This window comes from Exiguobacterium sp. s59 (genome assembly GCF_018617475.1).
GTDB lineage: Bacteria > Bacillota > Bacilli > Exiguobacteriales > Exiguobacteriaceae > Exiguobacterium > Exiguobacterium aestuarii.
The window spans coordinates 302310-321831 of sequence record NZ_JACSKG010000004.1 but is presented as its reverse complement, the minus strand read 5'-3'; the positions used below and the strand labels follow the sequence as shown (position 1 = coordinate 321831).

The 19522-nt window shown below is 47.1% G+C and carries 24 protein-coding genes; 20 read left to right on the top strand and 4 right to left on the bottom strand.

Translation table 11 applies throughout. The features are described from left to right. Positions 1 to 582 (top strand): CDP-alcohol phosphatidyltransferase family protein, encoded by a 582-nt coding sequence (locus KNO91_RS09825; protein ID WP_214794753.1) that lies wholly within the window; start codon positions 1 to 3, stop codon positions 580 to 582. Then, positions 579 to 1505: an NAD(P)/FAD-dependent oxidoreductase gene (locus KNO91_RS09820; protein ID WP_214817762.1), complete on the top strand. Its 927-nt coding sequence runs from the start codon at positions 579 to 581 to the stop codon at positions 1503 to 1505. The genes KNO91_RS09825 and KNO91_RS09820 overlap by 4 nt, the downstream gene beginning before the upstream one ends. Before the next feature lie 16 nt (positions 1506 to 1521). Here the strand turns inward: KNO91_RS09820 and KNO91_RS09815 are convergent, their stop codons facing one another. After that, a complete protein-coding gene (locus KNO91_RS09815) occupies positions 1522 to 1815 on the bottom strand; it encodes a hypothetical protein (protein ID WP_214817761.1) in 294 nt (97 codons plus the stop codon). 161 nt (positions 1816 to 1976) lie between these two features. Then, a complete protein-coding gene (locus tag KNO91_RS09810) occupies positions 1977 to 2291 on the bottom strand; it encodes a thioredoxin family protein (RefSeq protein ID WP_214817760.1) in 315 nt (104 codons plus the stop codon). 129 nt (positions 2292 to 2420) lie between these two features. Here KNO91_RS09810 and KNO91_RS09805 point away from each other — a divergent pair, with 129 nt between their 5' ends. Then, complete coding sequence (locus tag KNO91_RS09805) at positions 2421 to 2963, top strand: PadR family transcriptional regulator (protein ID WP_214787625.1); 543 nt, start codon at positions 2421 to 2423, stop codon at positions 2961 to 2963. 5 nt (positions 2964 to 2968) lie between these two features. Here the strand turns inward: KNO91_RS09805 and KNO91_RS09800 are convergent, their stop codons facing one another. Further along, complete coding sequence (locus KNO91_RS09800; RefSeq protein ID WP_214817759.1) at positions 2969 to 3799, bottom strand: aldo/keto reductase; 831 nt, start codon at positions 3797 to 3799, stop codon at positions 2969 to 2971. A 72-nt stretch (positions 3800 to 3871) separates the two neighbouring features. Between KNO91_RS09800 and KNO91_RS09795 the strand changes: the two genes are divergently transcribed. The 9 genes from KNO91_RS09795 (at position 3872) to KNO91_RS09755 (ending at position 10800) form a co-directional block, all read left to right on the top strand. Then, positions 3872 to 4402: an NUDIX hydrolase gene (locus KNO91_RS09795; protein ID WP_214787629.1), complete on the top strand. Its 531-nt coding sequence runs from the start codon at positions 3872 to 3874 to the stop codon at positions 4400 to 4402. Positions 4403 to 4514: 112 nt separating this feature from the next. After that, complete coding sequence (fur, locus tag KNO91_RS09790) at positions 4515 to 4994, top strand: ferric iron uptake transcriptional regulator (RefSeq protein ID WP_012726507.1); 480 nt, start codon at positions 4515 to 4517, stop codon at positions 4992 to 4994. A gap of 181 nt (positions 4995 to 5175) precedes the next feature. Continuing rightward, positions 5176 to 6060, top strand: coding sequence for a site-specific tyrosine recombinase XerD (gene xerD / locus KNO91_RS09785; RefSeq protein WP_214787632.1), 885 nt, complete (start codon positions 5176 to 5178; stop codon positions 6058 to 6060). A 23-nt stretch (positions 6061 to 6083) separates the two neighbouring features. Next, positions 6084 to 7250, top strand: a complete 1167-nt coding sequence (gene deoB, locus KNO91_RS09780; protein ID WP_214794761.1) for a phosphopentomutase — start codon at positions 6084 to 6086, stop codon at positions 7248 to 7250. Between the two features lie 13 nt (positions 7251 to 7263). Then, on the top strand, positions 7264 to 8073 hold the full coding sequence (locus KNO91_RS09775; protein WP_214817758.1) for a purine-nucleoside phosphorylase: 810 nt from the start codon (positions 7264 to 7266) through the stop codon (positions 8071 to 8073). Between the two features lie 28 nt (positions 8074 to 8101). Continuing rightward, on the top strand, positions 8102 to 9403 hold the full coding sequence (locus KNO91_RS09770; protein WP_214794763.1) for a pyrimidine-nucleoside phosphorylase: 1302 nt from the start codon (positions 8102 to 8104) through the stop codon (positions 9401 to 9403). Between the two features lie 115 nt (positions 9404 to 9518). Then, positions 9519 to 9959, top strand: coding sequence for a peptidylprolyl isomerase (locus KNO91_RS09765; protein ID WP_214787641.1), 441 nt, complete (start codon positions 9519 to 9521; stop codon positions 9957 to 9959). Positions 9960 to 10048: 89 nt separating this feature from the next. Next, positions 10049 to 10405 (top strand): GNAT family N-acetyltransferase, encoded by a 357-nt coding sequence (locus KNO91_RS09760; RefSeq protein ID WP_214787644.1) that lies wholly within the window; start codon positions 10049 to 10051, stop codon positions 10403 to 10405. A gap of 92 nt (positions 10406 to 10497) precedes the next feature. Then, positions 10498 to 10800 (top strand): hypothetical protein, encoded by a 303-nt coding sequence (locus KNO91_RS09755; protein WP_214817757.1) that lies wholly within the window; start codon positions 10498 to 10500, stop codon positions 10798 to 10800. A 9-nt stretch (positions 10801 to 10809) separates the two neighbouring features. Here KNO91_RS09755 and KNO91_RS09750 read toward each other — a convergent pair whose 3' ends face one another. After that, positions 10810 to 11277 (bottom strand): DUF309 domain-containing protein, encoded by a 468-nt coding sequence (locus KNO91_RS09750; protein WP_214794767.1) that lies wholly within the window; start codon positions 11275 to 11277, stop codon positions 10810 to 10812. An 83-nt stretch (positions 11278 to 11360) separates the two neighbouring features. Here KNO91_RS09750 and KNO91_RS09745 point away from each other — a divergent pair, with 83 nt between their 5' ends. From KNO91_RS09745 to KNO91_RS09710, 8 genes are all read left to right on the top strand, one after another. Further along, positions 11361 to 12128 (top strand): segregation/condensation protein A, encoded by a 768-nt coding sequence (locus tag KNO91_RS09745; protein WP_214692804.1) that lies wholly within the window; start codon positions 11361 to 11363, stop codon positions 12126 to 12128. Next, a complete protein-coding gene (gene scpB / locus KNO91_RS09740) occupies positions 12106 to 12699 on the top strand; it encodes an SMC-Scp complex subunit ScpB (protein WP_214787650.1) in 594 nt (197 codons plus the stop codon). The genes KNO91_RS09745 and scpB overlap by 23 nt, the downstream gene beginning before the upstream one ends. Before the next feature lie 4 nt (positions 12700 to 12703). After that, complete coding sequence (locus tag KNO91_RS09735; protein ID WP_214787653.1) at positions 12704 to 13462, top strand: pseudouridine synthase; 759 nt, start codon at positions 12704 to 12706, stop codon at positions 13460 to 13462. 136 nt (positions 13463 to 13598) lie between these two features. Continuing rightward, entirely contained in the window at positions 13599 to 14180 is a 582-nt protein-coding gene (locus tag KNO91_RS09730; RefSeq protein WP_214794769.1) for a redoxin domain-containing protein, read from the top strand. Between the two features lie 19 nt (positions 14181 to 14199). Next, positions 14200 to 15744: a cytochrome c biogenesis protein ResB gene (gene resB, locus KNO91_RS09725; protein ID WP_214787659.1), complete on the top strand. Its 1545-nt coding sequence runs from the start codon at positions 14200 to 14202 to the stop codon at positions 15742 to 15744. Beyond that, a complete protein-coding gene (gene ccsB / locus KNO91_RS09720; protein ID WP_214794771.1) occupies positions 15744 to 16928 on the top strand; it encodes a c-type cytochrome biogenesis protein CcsB in 1185 nt (394 codons plus the stop codon). Before resB ends, ccsB begins: the two co-directional genes overlap by 1 nt. 160 nt (positions 16929 to 17088) lie before the next feature. After that, complete coding sequence (locus KNO91_RS09715) at positions 17089 to 17805, top strand: response regulator transcription factor (protein WP_026825821.1); 717 nt, start codon at positions 17089 to 17091, stop codon at positions 17803 to 17805. Beyond that, positions 17805 to 19511 carry a sensor histidine kinase gene (locus KNO91_RS09710; protein WP_251126609.1) on the top strand — a complete coding sequence of 569 codons (1707 nt, stop codon included), beginning with the start codon at positions 17805 to 17807 and terminating at the stop codon, positions 19509 to 19511. Before KNO91_RS09715 ends, KNO91_RS09710 begins: the two co-directional genes overlap by 1 nt. Positions 19512 to 19522: the final 11 nt, after the last annotated feature.

Genomic DNA, 19522 nt, shown 5'->3' with positions numbered 1-19522 from the left:
ATGCTCGATACGTACGGAAGTCGTTACGTACAACCTGTCATAGAACGAGGGGCGGATCGACTGCTCAAGTGGAACTTTACACCGAATGAAGTGACAATCCTTGGTGGAATGATAGGAGTCTCAACAGGAATCTTTATTTATAATGACATGCACTGGACTGCCGTCATCTTATTGTGGCTCTCTGGTTTGTTTGATGTATTAGACGGGACGATGGCCCGAAAATCTAAAACGAGTGGTTTTGGAACGGTACTCGACCTCGTGTTAGACCGGTTTGTCGAACTATCGGTCGTGATTGCCCTCGCACTTCGTTACCCGGAATATATGCCAATCTTTCTAATATTGATTGCCTCGTTCGTCATTGCGATGACACTATTTTTAGCTGTCGGGGCAAGTAGTTCAAGGAAATCGGAAAAGACGTTTTATTATCAACCAGGAATCATCGAACGAACAGAATGTTTCATCTTATTCACATTGATGATTCTCTTCCCGAACTGGGTTGGTGGAATCGCACTCATCTTTTTGTTGCTTGAAGTGATGACGATTACACAACGTTTCATTGAGGCGCGGAGGATTTTGCGATGAAACCAACATTAGTGTTGGCAGGACTTGGTCACGGTCAACTTGAGATTCTTGATCGTTTAGAGGAGATTCAAGAGCACTACGAAGTTCGATTCATCGGAGGAAGACAGACGGTGTATACCGGTGCGTTTCCACAAGTCATTGCGAAACTGATGCCGACCGCCACTGTGAGGCCACCTCAACTCAAACCGGTCGCAGAACGAGTCATCTCGATTGATCCTCGCGAGCAGACCGTACAAACGGAAAAGGGGGCGATTCACTACGATCAACTCGTGCTCGCGACGGGTGCAAAAAGCAGGGGAATTGGGACACCACTTAAACCGATGACACAAGCTCTACTCGAACAGATCGATTTGAGTCAGGAAGTGACAATCGTCGGTGGGGGGAAGGCCGGGGTGGAATTGGCGTTCACTTGCGCTCGGACGAAGAACGTGACGCTATATGCAAAACGGATCTTGCCAGAGGCGCCGGCTCACACTAGAAAACAAATCGAACGTCTTTTAGTGAAGTCAGGCATCATGGTCGTGAAGCAACAGCTTCATGAAGACTCATCAGAAGGACTATTACTAGATGCGACTAGTGTTGTTCCCCTAGAATGGTGGGCTGAGTCCGGACTCGCAAAACCAGACATGTTCATCGAGACGGATGCGTATTTGCGTCATGACCAGTTCAGAACGATTTATGTGACCGGAGACATGGCATCTAATTTGAATGGGGGTGTCGATGCTGTCAGGTCGGGGCGTTATGTCGCCAAGCGGTTACTCGGTGAAACGACCCGACCTTTTCGGAAGCGTCAATCGTTGAATATTTTATTGACGACATCAGGACATGCATTGTTGACATTCGGACGATTCACGTGGCATGGACGACTTCCATATTATTTGAAGCGATTCATCGACTCGCGATATGTGCGTCATTATAATTAGTGGATGGTGAGATGTTTCATTCACTCGGCAAATAACCGATCACTTCGTTTGATTCAGGATCGACGAGCACGTGTGGAATTTCAATCGTGCGCTGCGAATCAGTTGGAAATGTGATGAGCCAAGCGTGTGTTTCTTTAAATTGTGAGTCGAGTAGCTCATAACGATCATCGACCTTGATCGATTGAATCGTGGCTTGTTTTGAATCTTCATTTACCGGCAGCCAATCCATCTGCTCCAAAAATAAAACGGCACTTTTGATGGCGTCCGCTTCATCATCAGAATATGTAGATGACGAAGTCGATGGGTGCATACAACCGGTTAACATCAAAATGGTCAAACATAACCCTGTGAAAAAGCGAGTACTTGTCATATTCATTCACCACTCTCGTTTGGATATTTCTTACAGTATAATCGAGAATGACAGATGCGTGTACAAAAAATCCTGCAGCTGAATGGTCTGCAGGAATCAGGTCATGCTTGAATCGTATCGAGGAATGAACGGATTTGCATCTCCGTCTTGGCGTTCGCCGAGTGGAGGTGTTCTTGTTTTACCCCGTCTTTATAATAAAGAAGTGAAGGGATGCCGCGAACTTCTTGTGCATCAGATAATTCTGGGAGTGCGTCGCGGTCGACGACATGCCAGTTAAACTGTGGATAGTCTTTGACGAGCTCGTCAACATACATGTCCAGACGTTTGCAGTCCGGGCACCATGATGTGGTGAAGACCACCATTCCATGATCTTTAGTAGCTTCGTCAAATTGTTGTGATGAATGAATCGGTTGCATAGACAACTCTCCTTTCTTCTATCTATTTTGTCGGGTTTTAAACGAGTCGTCAACAGATTGGCATTCTCGAATCCATAGAAGAATGTGATACACTTATAAAAATAGCATGATAAGGAAAAGGTGATGGATATGGCGTTACGTCACGCATTGCTCGGGTTATTGACCCATCAGCCTGCGACCGGGTACGCCCTGAACGCGACGTTCAAGGCGCAGATGATTCATTTTTGGAACGCACATCATACACAGATTTATCGGGAACTGTTAAAGATGGAAGAAGATGCACTTGTCTCAGCGGAGCATATTTCGCAACAGGAGTTGCCAGATAAGAAAATATATTCGATCACGGATCAAGGACGTGAAGAGTTGATCAATTGGCTTCGTCAACCGACATCGTTTCAACCAAAAATGAAAGATGAGAATCTGTTGCGAGTCAGTTTGCTTCAATTGTTACCGGTCGAAGAAGCAGTTCGATATATCGAAGAGACAAAAGCCCATCACGAACAAGTCGCTCAACAAATTCGGATGTTTCAGGAAGAACATCAATCCGATGAAGATACGCTCGGCTATTTGTTAACGAGTGAATATGCGATTCGGATGATGGAAAACTATGCCGGATGGGCAGACTGGGCGATTGAACAGATTAAAGCGCGTAATGAAAAACACGTGACCTGAACAGCTCAGGTCACGTGTTTTGTATAAGGATGAATCGGTAGACGGGCGAGTAGTCGGTCTAGCACTTCTTCATCGACTTCAGTCTCGAATGCGCGAATTGTCTCCTTCAACTGCTTGACTGAAGAGGCACCGGGCAAGACGACGTCACAGAACCGTTTCGCGGCTGCGAGTGCATACGCCTGAATCGGTTTAGGCATCATCGCCAATTCACTTGGAAGTTCCTCTTTTCGCCACGCCTCGAATCCTTTATCGCCTAAACGTGTCTCCCATTCATCTGTCAAGAGTCCTTTGGCAAGGACGCCGCGACCGACGATGGGAATCGACGTCTCAAGCGTTTCTGGTCGTCGGTCAAGAAGTGAATATGGCGTCATGAGTACATCGAGAGTACCTGACTCGATCCAATAGTTGATGACATTCGGTCGAATCGATGAGAGTCCGATTTGTCGGATGAGACCATCGCGCTTTTGTTTTTGTGCCCATTCAATCGTTGCGTCGAGGTTATCCTCAAGCGTACCGCCGTGAATATAATATAAATCGAGATAATCTGTTTGCAATCGTTCGAGCGATCCGTGTAACGCTTCCTCTAAGTAGGATGGATTAGGATTCCAGCGCATGCCGTCCTCGGTCAGTTCGTTTCCGCCTTTACTCGCTAAAAAAAGGTGTTTTCGTTCCTGACCTAACGTTTCCCCGATCACGCGCTCGACAGCTTGTCGTGCATAGACATCTGCTGTATCGATATGGCGAATACCGGACTGAATCGCAGTCTCCAGAATTTTCTTCGCCTCAGTCTCTCCATGCTTCAAAATCGTCATCGTTCCGAGTCCGAGTTCACTCATATGGATTCCTCCTTGTTCGAAATGTTGGTTTGACTCATAATCAGAGTATATCGAAAAGTGAGGAGTAATCATATGGAAGAAAAAACGATTGAGCGGGAAGTCATCTATCAAGGTAAGATTTTCGATGTGGAAAAGCACGTCGTCTCCCTTCCGAATGGAAACACGTCTGTGCGTGAACTCGTCTATCACAATGGGGCCGTCGCCGTGCTCGTCATCGATGAATCGGACAACATCGTCATGGTGGAGCAGTATCGTAAGGCGTTCGAGTCGATGTCACTTGAAATCCCTGCCGGAAAACTCGAAAAGGGAGAAGATCCGGTGGCGAGTGCCGAACGTGAATTAGCAGAAGAGACCGGATATTCGGCAGAGTCGCTTGAAAAAATCTTTTCTTTCTACGGGGCACCAGGTTTTTGCAGTGAACGCGTCGATGTCTTTGTCGCAAAGGGATTATCAGCTGGCGAGATGAATTTAGATGAAGATGAATTTTTAAATGTGAAACGTTATAGCTTTGATGAGGTCGTCGATTTGCTAGACAGAGGGATCATCACTGATGCGAAGACAATCATGGCGATTCAATGGTGGCAATTGTCCAGATTAAAATAATTCTAATCTAAATTTTTATATGGTAAACTTACATAGTAATGATTTTAAATTGAAAATTGATTAAAACTTCGGTATGCTTTGTGTAGTGAACTATGTAAAGAGGGGGCGCCTTATGGAAACGCGAATTGAACGAATTAAACAGCAATTGAGCGCCAAAGGATATAAATTGACACCACAACGTGAATCGACGGTTCGCATCTTACTTGAGAATGAGAGTGACCATTTGAGTGCGGAGAACGTCTTTATGCTCGTCAAGAGCATCGCACCAGAAATCGGACTCGCCACAGTATATCGAACACTCGAGTTACTGACCGAGCTTGGTGTCGTGGATAAAGTCAATTTCGGCGACGGGGTCGCACGCTTTGACTTGCGTCCGGAAGGCGCGAATCATTCGCACCACCATCTCGTCTGTGTCGAATGCGGATCGGTCGAGGAAATCATGGAAGACTTGCTCGTCGATGTCGAGAAAAAAGTCGAGAGCAAATACGAATTTCTCATTAAAGACCATCGCTTGACGTTTCATGGCATCTGTAAAGTATGCCAAGCAAAAGGCGTCACGCTTGAAGGTCATAAAGCAGTCATCAACGGTTAATCTTACATGCAAACCATCCTTGAATGAGGATGGTTTTTTGTTGTACTCATAAGAAAAAATAGTCACGGTTATTTTGTCACAAAAAAGTGATTAAAAAATGAGGTCAGACATCTTCACAACAGTTTACATAAGTGATATGCTGTAAGCGTATTCAGGTGAAACGAGGAAGGAGGAGGGTATGATGCGTTCGCATATCGAGTCATTTCTTCAGTACATGACGGTTGAAAAGCGGATGTCCGCAAACACGAGACAGGCGTATGCGAGCGATTTGACGCAGTACGCATCGACCTTGACCCAGTTGGGGGTGGAAGATTGGAACGATGTGACGCGTTCCCATATCGTCAAACATATCGAAGAACTGTCACAGGCTGGTCGTGCCTCGTCGTCGTTAAGACGGGCCGTCAGTTCAATCCGGATGTTCCATCATCATCTAAAAATGACTGGGGTCACAACGACCGATCCATCTCTTTATCTAGAGTCGCCAAAAGCAGAGAAACACCTTCCCGATACTTGGTCGCAAGGGGAAGTAGAACGTCTCTTGGATAGTGTACCGACATCCGATCCGCTCTCGCTTCGAGACCGGGCGATGCTCGAGCTACTATATGGGACAGGAATGCGGGTCAGTGAACTTTTAGGTCTTGATTTGGATGATTTGCAGTTCGAATTGGGGTATCTACAATGTGAAGGGAAAGGCGAGCGCGCTCGAATCATTCCGGTCTCGTCCGTCGCGCAAGGGTTTGTCGAGCGATATATTCAACAAGCTCGTAACGGTCTTGGCGGCAGAGAAACCGAAGCGCTCTTTTTAAACGGCAGAGGAGGACGGCTCAGTCGTCAAGGATTTTGGAAGATGATCAAACGACGTGCCAAGCTTGCTGGAATCGACAAGGAGATCACACCTCACGTACTCCGTCATTCCTTTGCGACACACTTACTCGAGAACGGTGCGGACTTACGTGCCATTCAACAGATGCTCGGTCATGCGGATTTAGCGACGACGCAAGTGTACACACACGTCAATAAGTCGCGGTTACATGATGTGTATCGCAAGCATCACCCTCGTGCCTAGACACCGAAAAGGAGGAATTTTTTGTGAAGAAGTTTAAACGTATATTCTTAGTCGTCATGGACTCGGTTGGGATCGGTGAAGCACCGGATGCCGAACAGTTCGGTGACAAAGGGGCGGACACGCTCGGACATATCGCTCGTGAGCATAACGGGTTGAACATGCCGAACATGGGAAAACTCGGACTCGCGAACATAAAGCCGATTCAAGGGATCGACGCATCGGAGACACCGAGTGCATACGGTCGTATGGAAGAAATCTCGGCTGGTAAAGATACGATGACAGGTCACTGGGAAATCATGGGCCTTCATATCGAGACACCGTTCCGTGTCTTTGAAGAGTTTCCGGATGATTTAATTCATCGTCTTGAAGAGTTCAGTGGCCGTAAAGTGATCGGGAACAAACCGGCATCGGGGACAGCTATCTTAGACGAGCTCGGCGAAGAACATGTCGAGACAGGTGCGCTCATCGTTTATACATCTGCAGACTCGGTTCTACAAATCGCTGCACATGAAGAAATCGTGCCGATCGACGAGTTGTACCGGATTTGTGAATACGCGCGTGAAATCACACGTGAAGATCCATATATGCTCGGCCGCATTATCGCTCGTCCGTTCATCGGTACGCCAGGTGCTTGGGTACGTACGGCAAATCGTCATGACTACGCACTCAAACCTTTTGGTAAGACAGTCATGAACACGCTTGAAGAAGCAGGGAAAGATGTGATCGCCCTCGGCAAAATCAGTGATATCTACGATGGCGAAGGCGTGACGAAAGCAATCCGTACGAAATCGAACATGGACGGGATGGACAAGTTGGTCGATTCCCTCGAGGAAGACTTCGAAGGACTTTGCTTCTTGAACTTGGTAGACTTTGACGCTTTGTTCGGTCATCGTCGTGATCCTGAAGGCTATGCGATTGCCCTTGAAGAATACGATGCTCGTCTACCAGAAGTAATGGAACGTCTTCGTGAAGACGATTTACTCATCATCACTGCGGACCATGGGAACGATCCAGTACACGCTGGAACTGATCACACACGTGAATACGTCCCGCTCATCGTTCATCACAATGGAGCGAAAGCAGTTGATTTAGGCATTCGTGCTACGTTCGCAGATATCGGTGCGACAGTGGCTGACAACTTTGACGTTGAAACACCATCAAACGGAAAGAGTTTCTTAAACGAAATTTGAGGAGGCAACATTCATGGTAAATTGGAACGAAACAAAAGCGTTTTTGCAGGAGCGTATGGGTGATACACCAGAAATCGGACTTATTCTCGGGTCAGGTCTTGGGGTCCTTGCGGACGAAATTGAGAACCCGGTTGCAATCCCTTACGAGGAGATTCCGCACTTCCCGGTATCAACCGTCGAAGGACATGCAGGACAACTCGTGTTCGGGGAACTTGAAGGAAAGCACGTCGTCGCGATGCAAGGACGGTTCCACTTCTATGAAGGATACTCGATGGAACAAGTGACGTTCCCGGTTCGTGTCCTCAAATTGATTGGTGTCGAGACACTCATCGTCACGAACGCTGCGGGCGCTTGTAACGAGTCGTTCAACCCTGGAGATTTGATGATTATCACAGATCACATCAACTTCTTCGGAACGAGCCCACTCATTGGGAAAAATGCGAGCGAATTCGGAACGCGCTTCCCAGATATGTCGGAAGCGTATGATAAAGAACTCGTGAAATTGACAGAGCGCGTTGCTTCAGACCTCGGTCTCTCCGTACAAAAAGGGGTTTACTTCGGGAACACGGGTCCGACTTACGAGACGCCAGCCGAAGTAAAAATGGCACGTCTTCTCGGTGGCGATGTCGTCGGAATGTCGACGGTCCCAGAAGTCATCGTTGCACGTCACTCTGATATGCGCGTCCTTGGGATTTCGTGTGTATCGAACATGGCAGCTGGTATATTAGATCAACCACTTAACCATGAAGAAGTCATTGAAACGACAGAACGTGTTCGTCAAGACTTCCTTTCACTCGTTCGCGGCACGATTAAAAGTATGTAAGTAACTTATTTCTAGGAGGACGACAGCTATGCGTATGGTCGATTTGATTTTGAAAAAACGTAACGGTGGAGAATTGAACGAAGAGGAGATTCGCTTCGTCGTGGAAGGGTTTACGAACGAAACGATCCCTGACTATCAGATGTCGGCATTGTCGATGGCCATCTACTTCAATGGGATGACTGAAAACGAGACGGCAGCCTTGACGATGGAAATGGTGAAGTCAGGCGATACGATCGACCTTTCGAACATCGAAGGGAAGAAAGTCGATAAACACTCAACGGGCGGAGTCGGTGACAAGATCAGCTTGATTGTCGCACCACTCGTTGCGTCAATCGGAATTCCAGTTGCAAAAATGAGTGGTCGTGGTCTCGGTCATACAGGTGGTACGATCGATAAACTCGAATCATTCCCAGGCTTTAACGTCGAATTGACAGAAGAACAATTCACAAAACAAGTAAACGACATCAAGATGTCGATTATCGGTCAAACAGGGAACTTGACGCCTGCGGACAAACGTCTCTATGCACTCCGTGATGTAACGGCTACGGTTGAGTCGATTCCGCTCATCGCGAGCTCGATCATGTCGAAAAAGATTGCGGCTGGAGCTGACAGTATTGTCCTCGACGTCAAGACGGGTTCTGGTGCGTTCATGAAGTCGTTCGATGATGCGAAAGCTCTTGCAGAAGAGATGGTCGCAATCGGGAAGAATGTCGGTCGGAAGACAGTCGCTGTCATCACAGACATGGACCAACCACTCGGGTTTGAAATCGGGAATGCAAACGAAGTGAAAGAAGCAATTGAAGTCCTCTCGGGCAAAGAAGTAGAAGACTTGAAAACAATCGCACTCACAATCGCAGGACACATGGCCGTACTTGGTGAGTTTTATCCGACGTTCGAAGAAGCGTATGCAGACCTTGAAAAACGGATTGCTGACGGTCATGCCCTCGAGGTGTTCCGTAAGTTCGTCGAAGCACAAGGTGGAGATTCGTCACTCGTCGATGACGTGACAAAATTACCACAAGCATCATTTGAGACGACGTTCGTCGCAAAAGAAGCGGGTTACGTCGAATCGATCATTGCTGACGAAGTCGGTGTCGCTGCGATGCTCCTCGGAGCTGGTCGGGCGACGAAGGAAGATAAAATCGATTTCGCGGCAGGTATCACGCTCGAGAAGAAAGTCGGCGACCGTGTCGAGGCGGGCGATGTGATCGCTGTACTCCGCTCGAACATCGAAGACATGTCTTCAGCAGTCGAACGTTTAGATCACGCGTACACGATTGGTGCGACAAAACCAGAAGCACGTCCGCTCGTTCACGCTGTCATTCAATAAGGCAGAACGTCTGTTTCCACAAAAAAAGTGGAGACAGACGTGTTTTTTTGATAAGATGGGTAATGTGAGTGTAAAACAGTAGGATACATATTTTGATAAAGGGGTTGCTTGAAACATGAAAAAAGGTTCTATGAAACTTGAAAACGGCGAAATGATTGAATTTGATTTATTCCACAACGAGGCGCCGATTACAGTCGAAAACTTCGAAAAGCTTGCAAACAGCGGATTTTATAACGGATTGACGTTCCACCGTGTCATTCCTGGTTTCGTCAGCCAAGGCGGTTGCCCACAAGGAACAGGAATGGGTGGCGCAGGTTACACGATTCCGTGTGAGACGTCGACATCTTTCCCACACAAACACGAAGCGGGATCACTCTCGATGGCACACGCTGGACGTAACACAGGATCTTCACAGTTCTTCATCGTCCATGAGCCACAACCACACTTGGACGGTGTCCACACAGTGTTCGGTAAAGTGACATCTGGTCTTGAGCACGCCGTCAAACTTCGTCAAGGAACGAAGATGGCAGAAGTGAAGGTTTGGGACGAGAATTGATTTTTGCCTGAAGGTTATGGCACAATGAACCATGTCTCTCACGTCTTCACACCGTGAAACTTGAATGACTAAAGGTGGTGAACCCAGCGATGCTGGTCAAATATAAACGTTCTTATGAAAAGACGGCGATGGGTCTACTCGCATTTTCATGCAGTGACAAATCTCCGCTTAGCTTGCTTGAACTCGTCCGATTGTACGACGAGGAGGAGTCGAAGTTCCTCTATTTGTGGAAAGTCGATGAAGACTTCGTTGGCATCATTGGAATGGAGCAACAAGGAACGACGATGGTCATCGACCATATCGCCTTGTCGCCATCATTCCGTGGCGAGAAACGTTCTTACGAGCTTCTAGACGAGGTGAGAAACGTACTTCCACTTGATTTGACGTTAACCGGTACAGGCAAGACGGGCGATTTATTGGATAAATGGAATCAATTAGTCGTCTGACGATAAAAACCCCCGCAATCACGAAGCGTGACTGCGGGGGTTTTACATGTTGCAGAGTGCGATCACGACAACACGGTAAATGAGGTGAATTCATGAATCGAGTAACAATCGAAGAATTGATTAATCGATTGGAGCAAGTGCTCAGGCATGAACGGACGAGAGAAGAAATCTCTGACTGGGCATATCAGTGGATGGAACAATATGAAAATATAGATGGTTTTGATTGGACAGCTTCCGACGAAGTGGTTTGGTCCTGCTTACAAACAATCTATGGCATGGATTTACTTGAAACACCTTCCCGATATTTACATGATCAGAGCGATCTCGAGGATTGGTTGATAAAGTTCGAGAAGGTGAAAAAGATCTTTATTGATCACAAAAAGAATCCGTGTTGAAGCTTGACGTCAAGTTCTCGTGCGTTGCCGTTCTAAAAGTGCCAACTCCCGTTCTGTGATGACGTCACTACGGTCGCGATGCAAATGCTTATGAACCAATTCCTCGAACGACAGGTCCGTCGTCGGGAACGTCGGTTTCAATGATTCGACCGTCTCACGAACGTTTTGTGTTAAGGGAAGCGTCGTCTGTAGCGGCCATTCATCAAGTTGGGAGATGAACGAATCGACATCAAGTCCAAGCTCACTTAAAAAAGGGGCAGCGACGTCGATCTTTCGACGTAAGAGTCGCAAGCTTTTTTTCGCACCGATGAGATTGTCTCGCCGAAGATGATAGTGAATGACAGCGTATTGGATGAGTGCCGCATAGCCATGGTGACGACGGTCGTCCGCCTGCCACGCCTCTTCTAAAACCTCATGACATTCGAAATAATCGGCATGACATTCAAAAAGCAACGTATAATGAATAAAAGGGGTCATGAATCAATTTTCTCCTTTCGTGTCCACGGTGTTATAAAACATGTTATACTAAAGCGCAAAAATGTAAAATGGCAGGTGTCTCTATGGAAGCCTATAACGTTAAAATCGATACGTTCGAAGGTCCACTCGACCTGTTGCTCCATTTGATCGGAAAAATGGAGATTGATATCGTCGACATTTCCGTGGCAGAAGTCACTGACCAGTATGTCGGCTATATTCGCACGATGCAAAAATTTGAACTCGACGTGGCCAGTGAATACTTGGTCATGGCGGCGACGTTGCTCCAGTTAAAGAGTAAACAGTTACTACCGCCTGTTCAGGTCGAGGATGAAGATGTCCCAGACTTCAGCGAAGAACCGACGCGTGAGGGACTCATTCGTCAATTGATTGAATACAAAGCATATAAAGAAGCAGTCGTTTTCATGCGTGAGCAGGAAGAACATCGTCTTGAACTGTATACGCGACCGGGAGAAGATTTGACGAACTACATGTCAGAAGAAGTGTCAAAATATGACGGACCGCTCAACTTCTCGGATCTTCTCCACGCCTATTCCAAAATGATTGAGCGAAAGCGTTGGAAAGAGCGGCGCAAAAAGACGATCAAACGTGAAGAGCGAACTCTTGAAGAACAGATGACAAGACTTCATGAACATGTGTCCTCAACACGACAAACTTCGTTTTTCGCCTTTTTTGTAGAACGACCGAACGTCTCGGATCTCGTGGTAACGTTTATGGCGCTTCTTGAGCTGATCAAGCTACGGGTCGTCGAAACGAAGCAACTTGACCAAGACATTCAAATCTCGTTCATCGAATCATCAAAGAAAGGGGATGAAGCGGTTGCTGTCTTATGAAACGATTATTGAAGGATTATTGTTTGTCGTCGGCGACGAAGGAATGGAAGTCCGTGCGCTCGCGGAGACGCTCGATATTTCAGAGGCTGCTGCGAGAGAACAGCTCAGTAAATTAGAAGCTTCTTTCAAAACTTCGAACCGCCCGTTCCAACTGATGGAGTCGGCAGGCGTGTACAAACTCGTGACCGTTCCGGAAGTGTCCCCATACATTCAAAAATATGTTGGGACGATGGCCGAGCAGGCACTTTCACGCGCGGCAATGGAGACGCTCGTCATCATCGCCTATAAGCAACCGGTCACGCGAGCGGATATCGAGGAGATTCGTGGCGTCAAAGTAGAGCGAGTCATTCATACGCTATTGTCAAAAGGGTTGATTGAATCGGCAGGCCGTGCAAAAACGATTGGTCGTGCGAAGTTGTATCGCACGACAGAGCATTTCCTCGACCATTTCGGATTTAATTCGCTCGAGGAACTACCACCATTAACATTTGAGGATGAACTGACAGACGAAGGCGATTTGTTCTTCGGTCAGGAATCACCGAAGCAAGAAGAGAGATTGGAGAAGGATTAATCATATGGAACGTTTGCAAAAAGTAATCGCACAAGCGGGGGTCGCCTCGCGTCGAAAAGCAGAAGAAATGATTTTGGATGGTCGCGTTCGCGTCAACGGAAAAGTAGTACGTGAACTCGGGACGAAGGTCGGACCGAAGTCAGAGATCGAGGTTGACGGCGTCAAAATCGAACAAGAAGAGCATGTCTACTACTTACTCTACAAACCGAGTGGCTATGTGTCGACGGTAGATGATGATAAAGGACGTAAAGTGATCACAGACCTCGTACCACCAGGCGCGCGTGTTTTCCCGGTCGGACGTCTTGACTATAACACGACAGGACTCATCATCTTGACGAACGATGGAGAGTTCTCGAACATGATGACCCACCCGAAATATAAAATCCAAAAGCGCTATGTGGCAAAAGTGAAGAATATCCCATCTTATTTGGCAATCAAACAACTTGAGTCAGGCGTTCAGCTCGATGACGGATTTAAAACGGGTAGCGCGAAAGTGAAAATGAAGTCTGTGGACCAGAAAAAGAACACGGCAATTCTTGAAATCGTCATCTCGGAAGGACATAATCGTCAAATCCGTCGCATGGTCGAGGCAATCGGTTCGGAGGTCATCAAATTGAAGCGTGAACAATTCGGTTTCTTGACGCTCGACGGTCTCAACACAGGCGATTGGCGTGAACTCTCGCATAAGGAAATCAGTAAACTTCGTGAACTTGCGAACCCGACTGTTCCACCGAAACCACGAGGCAAAAAGAAGAAAAAATAACAACAAAAAATCGTCCTGAAATAGGATGATTTTTTTGATTGTGTAGATTGTGTGACAAAAAAATGAAAAAAGTCTGTTAATGTGCGTTTTTAATGTTTTTTCAGTACAATAGCAACTGAAGGATGGTGTGAAAACGATGACAAAAGATCAAAACAAAGACGACCGGATGGAACAAGCGGTCGCGAAAAAGAAAAAGAGGTCATTTTGGCGCTTGATGATTATGACGGTCGTTCTCTTTGCGGGAGCCATCACCGTCATGCAATTGTTCGACCAAGCCGGTAATGACGGACGGATCGAGGCAGGGGACGAGGCACCGAATTTCAAACTCGTTACACTCGACGGTTCGACCCTTTACGAACGTGAAAACTACGAAGGGAAAGGCATGCTTCTTAACTTCTGGGGTACATTCTGTGAACCGTGTAAGAAAGAGATGCCAGTCGTTCAAGAAAATTACGCAACACTTCAAGATATGGGCGTCGATTTTTGGGCGGTGAATGTCGGTGAAACGCCGCTTCGTGTCGATAACTTTATTAACGACCTAGGTGTCGGTCTTGACTATCCAATCTTGATGGACACGAAGAGCGAAGTCGAGAAAGCCTATGGCATTTATAATTTACCTGTCACATTCGTCATCGATGGTGAAGGGAATGTAATTGAAAAGTATGAAGGTGAACTCACGAAAGAGAAATTGATGGAGCTAGCCGAGAAGTCATTGTAAGCGAACGGGGGACGCACAGATGCTAGATATGAAATATGAAGGCGCTGATTTACGGTCGAAGCGTCGTCCAAAATCGGTCATTGACCGGGTGTGGAACTTCTTCGCATCGGTCAAAGTGGGATTGTGGTTGATTGCGCTGATTATTGTCGGTTCAGCAATCGGGACGATCTTCCCGCAAGAAATGTATATCCCACAACAGTTGCCTCCAGAACAATATTATTTGGAGGAGTACGGGACGCCAGGTTCGATTTATTATGCACTTGGATTCCATAACCTATACACATCTTGGTGGTATATCGGTCTCATCGTCATGTTGACACTCTCACTCATCGTCGTATCGATTGACCGTGGAGTCCCGCTCTATAAAGCGCTCAAGAACCAACCAGTTAGACGGACAGAACGCTTTATGAAAGGACAACGACTCTTCGGACAAGGCGAAGGGACGGAAGCACAAATTGATGAGATGGAAGCTTCGCTCAAGAAAAAACGCTACAATGTCAAACGGGATGGAGATGCCTTATTGGCGGAAAAACACCGTTTTGGTCGTTGGGGTCCATACGTGAACCACGTTGGTCTCGTCATCTTTTTCCTCGGGGCGATGCTCCGTGTATTCCCAGCATTCCATACGGATACGCTTGAATGGGTGCGTGAAGGAGATACAGTTTCGTTAGAGGCGACTGATGGAGAGTACTACTTACGGAATGACCAGTTTATTCTGGAGATGTATGACCCGGAAAATAACGAGGAAGATGCGAAATTCGCAGCTGCCATTGAAAAAGCAGGAGCCGTACCGAAAAATTATGAGACGGAACTGACATTATTTAAGAAAACGGGAACGAACGAGGACGGATCGCCGCAACTCGAACAAGTCGATGTCGGTTCGACGAAAGTCAACCACCCTTTTAAGTTCGAAAAATATGAAGTGTATCAAGAGCAATACTCAAGTCGTCCGGAGTTTTTGTCGATGTCGTTCATGCTCGCCGATAAACAGACAGGTGACGAGTATGGACCGTTCAAGGTCGACCTCGAGAATCCAGAAAAATCGTATGACTTGAATGGCGTCACAGTCACTTTGAAAGACTTGTATCCTGATTTCGAAGTGAAGGACGGACAACCGAACACGAAATCACCACGTGCCCTGAATCCTGCCTTCTTCTTCAATGTCGAATCACCAGAAGGTGAAACAGAGTCAAACTTGATCGGTATTCGTCTCAACGTCGCCGATGAGGAGAACCGCTATGAGGTGCAATTCGCTGGTACAGAGATGGCAAGTACGAGCGGTCTACGTGTTAAGAGTGACTCCACGTATCCGATTCTGATTGTCGGTGCGACAATCTTCATGATTGGTATTGTGATGGGGATGTATTGGCCGCATCGACGCGTCTGGATTCGTCGTCACGAAGATGAGGTGCTCGTCGCAGGATTTACGAATAAAAACCCGTCCTCGCTCCGACGAGAGGTTTCGCCGTTACTAGAACAGACCGGTTTACCGATGTGGGAAGACCAGGCGAGATTCACTTCGAAGCCGGAAAACGAGTCAACAGATGAAAGAGGGGAATCTTGATGGAATGGATTGAATGGAGCAGCCGTATGCTGTTTATCGCGTTCTTCCTATACGCAATCTCGACGGTTCTCTTTACAATTGCCGTTAGTGGTATGCGTAAGGATCGGAACGTCAACCGTGTCGCCTATGGGAAGTATGCCTTCATCTTAGCGATTATCGGATTTGTCGCCCAAATGACATATTTCTTTATGCGTTGGGCAGGTGTCGGCTATGCGCCGGTATCAAACTTATATGAATATACGACATTCTTCGGCATGATGATGGTGCTCGGGTTTCTTGTCGTATACGGGATTTATAAAAATGATGTACTCGGATTGTTCGCGATGCCGGTGGCGTTACTCGTCATCGCATTCGCCTCGATGTTCTCGAGTGAAGTCGCACCGCTCATTCCTGCACTTAACAGTGTATGGTTAAAAATTCACGTTACGACGGCAGCGCTCGGACAAGGGATTTTGGCAATCAGCTTTGCGTCAGGTCTCATTTTCTTATTGAATGAGACATCGATGAAAGAACAGTCTAAATCACGGACTTGGCTTGAAGTGACGATGTTCGTACTCATGTGTACGCTCGGGTTTATCATCGTGTCGATGCTCTTTAAAGGAATCGGTGCTGGTGGTGTCGTCGAATTTACGAATGACCGTGGCCAGGCCGAGACGTATGAATACCTCATGCCAATCCTATTCGTACCAGAAGGGGCGCAACTGTTGTCGGGCGCGAGCGGTTTGTCGCTTGAATTGCCGAACTGGATCAATACGCTTAAATTAAACACACTCATCTGGTCCGTCATCGGTGGTGTCGTCATTTATGCATTGCTCCGATTCGTCATTTTGCGCAAACGAATCGCCGAAGCGCTTCAACCGCTTGCGAAAAAAGTCGATCTTGATCTCGCAGATGAGATTAGCTACCGTTCAGTCGCAATCGGGTTACCCGTCTTTATTCTCGGAGGATTGATCTTCGCGATGATTTGGGCACAGATTGCTTGGAACCGTTTCTGGGGCTGGGACCCGAAAGAAGTATGGGCCCTCATTACGATGCTTATTTATATTTACTACTTGCATATGCGCATTCAGCGTGGCTGGACCGGAACGAAAGCGGCATGGTTATGTGTAGGTGGTTTTGCCATCATCATGTTCAACCTTGTCTTTGTTAACTTGGTCATCGCCGGTCTTCATTCATATGCATGACGCGAAAGAAGTCACAATTGTGACTTCTTTTTCATTTGGTCCATCAAATCATCGTTGTGAAGCGAAATAATAGAGTGGTATAGTTATGGCAGGGAGTGGAATGTTCACAATTGTGCAACATTCGCTACAACTCGTAATGGGTCTTAGGAGGGTTTCAAGTATGGCTGAGAAAACGAAGATTTTAGTAGTCGATGACGAAGAGAGAATTCGCCGACTTTTGAAAATGTACTTAGAACGCGAACAATATGTGATTGAAGAAGCCGTCAATGGAGAAGAGGCGCTTGCCCTTGCTCTTGAGAATGAATATGACGTCATCCTGCTCGATTTGATGATGCCGAAGATGGATGGTGTCGAAGTGTGTACAGAACTTCGGAAAACGAAAGCGACACCGGTCATCATGCTCACGGCGAAAGGTGAAGAAATTGATCGTGTCCAAGGATTTGAAGTCGGAGCAGACGATTATATCGTCAAACCATTCAGTCCTCGTGAAGTCGTCCTTCGCGTCAAGGCGCTCCTTCGTCGCTCTGGCTCGACTAAGTTCATGCAGACGAGTGAGAAATCGAAAGATTTGATCGTATTCCCACATTTGACGATCGACAATGATGCTCACCGTGTCACGGTCGATGGGGAGGAGATTGCGCTCACACCGAAAGAGTATGAACTACTGTTTTTCCTTGCGAAGCAAGTCGATAAAGTCTTTTCACGTGAACAGTTATTGAAAGAAGTATGGAACTATGAATTTTTCGGAGACCTTCGGACCGTCGATACGCATGTGAAACGTCTTCGTGAGAAATTGAATCGTGTCTCACCGGATGCGGCTCATATGATCACGACCGTATGGGGTGTCGGGTACAAGTTCGAAGCTGCGAGTGAATGATGATTCGTCGAAACAGCATCGTCACGAAACTGTGGCTGACGATTCTCGTTTTGGTCAGTGTCATCTTATTCATCGTCTCGGTATTGATGCTTGAATTTTTCAATTCTTTTCACATCGACCAAGAGCGTGGTCATCTCGCAAAACTGGGGGGACAGGTTCAGTCGGTATTGTTGAATGAAGGTGATACGTCCCAGACGATCGATCAAATCATCGAAGTATATGGTGCGAATTATATATTAGAAAACGGTACTGTACGATCGAACTTTGGGAATGAAGTGGACGGGCTGATGGTCGAATTGGAACGTCAAGATTGGGAATCCTATCAGGCGGTCGGTGAGACGGCCATTGGCAATTTCTCTTCATTTGATGATCAAGCCGCACTTGCTTACCGGACGACGTTCTCATTATCGACCGGTCAATATACGCTCTACTTATTCGAACCGCTCGATGCGATCTCGAGTGCGAATGCCGGTGCTCGAACGATTATTCTTTGGACGGTCGCTTCGGCCATCATCGTGACGACTGTATTTGCCTTCTTCTTATCGACACGAATCACGGCACCGCTTCGAGCGATGCGAGATGCGGTCAATAAGACGGGGGAAGGTCAATTTGACTTGCGTCTTGAGACGAAGACACGAGACGAAATCGGAGAACTCGCCGCTTCCTTCAACGCAATGAGTAGTCAACTGGCGAAATATGTCGATGCGTTAGACCGAGAACGGCTGCAACTTGCCTCCATCCTTCGATCGATGGCGGACGGCGTCATCACGCTCGATCGTCATGCCAACGTGATCGTCACGAATCCGCAGGCTAGTCCATTACTTCAAGACGGCCAGCCACATGAAGTTGTTCTGTCACTCTATGAAGAAGTGATGGAAGGGACGGCAGAGAAGACGATTGAAGTGAAACAAGATGACCGTTATTATACGTTGACGGTCACGCCGCTCATCGGAGAAGACGATTTTGAGGGGGCCGTCGTTGTCATTCGTGACACATCTGAAAGTCATCGTCTCGATAAGATGCGGACCGACTTCGTTGCAAATATTAGTCATGAACTTCGGACACCGCTCGTGACGCTACAAGGTTATTCAGAGGCGATTATCGATGGGATGACAGAGAGTGACGAGGCGACGAAAGAGTTTGCATCGATCATTTATGATGAATCACTTCGACTTGCACGTCTCGTCAACGACTTGCTTGATTTAGCTCGCATTGAATCGGGTAAAGAAACGATGCACTTCACTTCGTTCGATATCGGTGACTTCCTTCCACGTGTCATGCGGAAATTCAATCAAATGGCAGCTGAGAAAGAGATTCGATTACAGACGGATGTACCACATCGACTGATGGAGGCAGACGGAGACCGACTCGAGCAAGTGTTCACGAACTTGATCGGTAACGCGATTGCCCATACCGATTCCGGAGAAATTCGAATCGAGGCGACTGAAGGAACTGACGGATTACAGATTCGATTGACCGACACGGGTCACGGTATCCCGAAAGAAGACTTACCGTTCGTGTTCGAGCGATTTTATAAAGCTGACAAGGCGCGAACGAGTGGATCGAAGACGGGTACGGGGATTGGTCTCGCCATCGTGAAGAACGTGGTCGATGCCCATCATGGGACGGTCAGCGTATCGAGTACACTTGGTGTCGGAACGACGTTTGAGATTTACTTACCATTTGAACAACCACACAATACATAATGGTGACTCGT

What these genes read in the sequence shown, in the direction of transcription:
- KNO91_RS09730 (WP_214794769.1), top strand. Translation starts at nt 13,599, where the DNA reads ATGACAAAAGATCAAAACAAAGACGACCGGATGGAACAAGCGGTCGCG.
- KNO91_RS09715 (WP_026825821.1), top strand. Translation starts at nt 17,089, where the DNA reads ATGGCTGAGAAAACGAAGATTTTAGTAGTCGATGACGAAGAGAGAATT.
- KNO91_RS09770 (WP_214794763.1), top strand. Translation starts at nt 8,102, where the DNA reads ATGCGTATGGTCGATTTGATTTTGAAAAAACGTAACGGTGGAGAATTG.
- KNO91_RS09805 (WP_214787625.1), top strand. Translation starts at nt 2,421, where the DNA reads ATGGCGTTACGTCACGCATTGCTCGGGTTATTGACCCATCAGCCTGCG.
- KNO91_RS09735 (WP_214787653.1), top strand. Translation starts at nt 12,704, where the DNA reads ATGGAACGTTTGCAAAAAGTAATCGCACAAGCGGGGGTCGCCTCGCGT.
- resB (WP_214787659.1), top strand. Translation starts at nt 14,200, where the DNA reads ATGCTAGATATGAAATATGAAGGCGCTGATTTACGGTCGAAGCGTCGT.
- KNO91_RS09810 (WP_214817760.1), bottom strand. Translation starts at nt 2,291, where the DNA reads ATGCAACCGATTCATTCATCACAACAATTTGACGAAGCTACTAAAGAT.
- ccsB (WP_214794771.1), top strand. Translation starts at nt 15,744, where the DNA reads ATGGAATGGATTGAATGGAGCAGCCGTATGCTGTTTATCGCGTTCTTC.
- KNO91_RS09755 (WP_214817757.1), top strand. Translation starts at nt 10,498, where the DNA reads ATGAATCGAGTAACAATCGAAGAATTGATTAATCGATTGGAGCAAGTG.
- KNO91_RS09745 (WP_214692804.1), top strand. Translation starts at nt 11,361, where the DNA reads ATGGAAGCCTATAACGTTAAAATCGATACGTTCGAAGGTCCACTCGAC.
- KNO91_RS09750 (WP_214794767.1), bottom strand. Translation starts at nt 11,277, where the DNA reads ATGACCCCTTTTATTCATTATACGTTGCTTTTTGAATGTCATGCCGAT.
- scpB (WP_214787650.1), top strand. Translation starts at nt 12,106, where the DNA reads ATGAAGCGGTTGCTGTCTTATGAAACGATTATTGAAGGATTATTGTTT.
- fur (WP_012726507.1), top strand. Translation starts at nt 4,515, where the DNA reads ATGGAAACGCGAATTGAACGAATTAAACAGCAATTGAGCGCCAAAGGA.
- KNO91_RS09825 (WP_214794753.1), top strand. Translation starts at nt 1, where the DNA reads ATGCTCGATACGTACGGAAGTCGTTACGTACAACCTGTCATAGAACGA.
- KNO91_RS09820 (WP_214817762.1), top strand. Translation starts at nt 579, where the DNA reads ATGAAACCAACATTAGTGTTGGCAGGACTTGGTCACGGTCAACTTGAG.
- KNO91_RS09760 (WP_214787644.1), top strand. Translation starts at nt 10,049, where the DNA reads ATGCTGGTCAAATATAAACGTTCTTATGAAAAGACGGCGATGGGTCTA.
- KNO91_RS09775 (WP_214817758.1), top strand. Translation starts at nt 7,264, where the DNA reads ATGGTAAATTGGAACGAAACAAAAGCGTTTTTGCAGGAGCGTATGGGT.
- KNO91_RS09765 (WP_214787641.1), top strand. Translation starts at nt 9,519, where the DNA reads ATGAAAAAAGGTTCTATGAAACTTGAAAACGGCGAAATGATTGAATTT.
- xerD (WP_214787632.1), top strand. Translation starts at nt 5,176, where the DNA reads ATGCGTTCGCATATCGAGTCATTTCTTCAGTACATGACGGTTGAAAAG.
- KNO91_RS09710 (WP_251126609.1), top strand. Translation starts at nt 17,805, where the DNA reads ATGATTCGTCGAAACAGCATCGTCACGAAACTGTGGCTGACGATTCTC.
- KNO91_RS09815 (WP_214817761.1), bottom strand. Translation starts at nt 1,815, where the DNA reads ATGCACCCATCGACTTCGTCATCTACATATTCTGATGATGAAGCGGAC.
- KNO91_RS09795 (WP_214787629.1), top strand. Translation starts at nt 3,872, where the DNA reads ATGGAAGAAAAAACGATTGAGCGGGAAGTCATCTATCAAGGTAAGATT.
- KNO91_RS09800 (WP_214817759.1), bottom strand. Translation starts at nt 3,799, where the DNA reads ATGAGTGAACTCGGACTCGGAACGATGACGATTTTGAAGCATGGAGAG.